Below are 1464 nucleotides of genomic sequence, written 5' to 3'. Positions count from 1 at the left end.
CTCCATAAGCGAAACTATCTAAAATTTAATTTTTGCTTTATTCGGAATGTCACTTAATGCGTACCCAATAGAGCTACCTAAATCTCGATTCTCGGATGGATTTATGTTATGAATGTTTACCCCCTTTTCTCCTTCCTTGATCATCGACATAGACCGCTCATCTCTGTCAGCTCTTTTTGTACATTTTATCCCTTTTGATGTATCTTTTGAGACCTTTGCAAAAATAGTCTGTTAACGAAATTTGACGCATAAAAATGCGCCAAAAAATTTCAATTGACTAAAACCTTCCTAATATTGAGCAAAAAGTAGGAAAAATCAGAAAGGTTTTGCATTTTGAAAATGAGATTGAGCATAAAATTTTAGTAACCTATGTTATTGCAAAGGTCTCAGGTCGTCTGAAAAATCAAATATCGATTTTTCAGACGACCTTTTCCAATTTATCAAGATGCATTTAAGCTCAGTCTCAACAACACCAAACAGGTTTAAAGCCATTCACAATAAATTGTATATCCGTTCAAATCACAAACATTCAAAACCAACCGGCAACAGCGTGGAACAAATAAGTCATACCGCTCCACGCCCATCTACTTACTACAACCGTTATCCAGCCCATCAACACCAGCACAATCAAACCGAAAAAATCAGGCAGATGCAGATAAAGCCAAGCAGCAACAGGTTTGCACCAAAAGTCTGATTGCTGTTGCTTCTTCTCCAAAGCCGCGTGCATAAACGGACGCTCCAAATGTATGTCGTAGTCGATGCCATACTCACTGCGCACATGTTCATTGATGACTTTCAAAGTACGGCGGCTCGGTTGCAAGAAAATATCGATAAGCGTACCGACAACAGGAATCATGCCGAGCACCATATCCGCAAAAGCAAGATATACAGCCGGACGCATTTTATGATCCGGCACGCCCAACTCCCGTCCAATGCGAAAAGCCTTCATCGTCAACAAAAGCCCGGCAATATCCCCGACAAAAGGAATCAGCGACAATATGGCATCAACGCCGATTCCTTGTTTGGTAAAAGGAATGCAAAACAAACTATCCATAGTATTGGCATATTTAGCCAACTCGCGTTCACGTCGGATGATTTCCTGACGCTCATAAGGTATAGGTGTGTGCTTCATTATGTTTTCTTGTAATGGGTTAATGAATTTTAGAACGGTGCAACGTCATTACTGCTTACGGTCATTCTCTATAAAAGCCAATTGCAGTATGGCTGTTTGTGACGCAAGGTCGTCTGAAAATACGGTTTCAAATATTGAAAACCATATTTCAGACGACCTTCAGTTCGCCGCTTACATTATTTGATTGGTTTTAAAGTTGGCAGAACGGTATCCCAAATAGCAAGGACTTCAGCTTCGCTGCGCTTCGTTCGGTCTTTCTTCTCGGTACCAAACTGCATCATGATGCGCGGATTGCCGCCGTCTCGCTCCCAAATCAACATATATTTGTTACC

General features: G+C 41.0%; 1 protein-coding gene. It reads right to left on the bottom strand.

The window, feature by feature from the left end; translation table 11 throughout:
- Positions 1 to 529: 529 nt before the first annotated feature.
- Positions 530 to 1132: a DUF4112 domain-containing protein gene (locus ACTHUR_RS11040; protein ID WP_440398600.1), complete on the bottom strand. Its 603-nt coding sequence runs from the start codon at positions 1130 to 1132 to the stop codon at positions 530 to 532.
- Between the last annotated feature and the right edge of the window lie 332 nt (positions 1133 to 1464).

The organism is Neisseria sp. P0021.S007, from assembly GCF_051956855.1.
The sequence above is the reverse complement of the archived record's forward strand: the minus strand, read 5'-3'. Positions and strand labels throughout refer to the sequence as shown.

Excerpts from the sequence above, each read along its gene's own strand:
- ACTHUR_RS11040 (WP_440398600.1), bottom strand. The coding sequence starts at position 1,132 with ATGAAGCACACACCTATACCTTATGAGCGTCAGGAAATCATCCGACGT.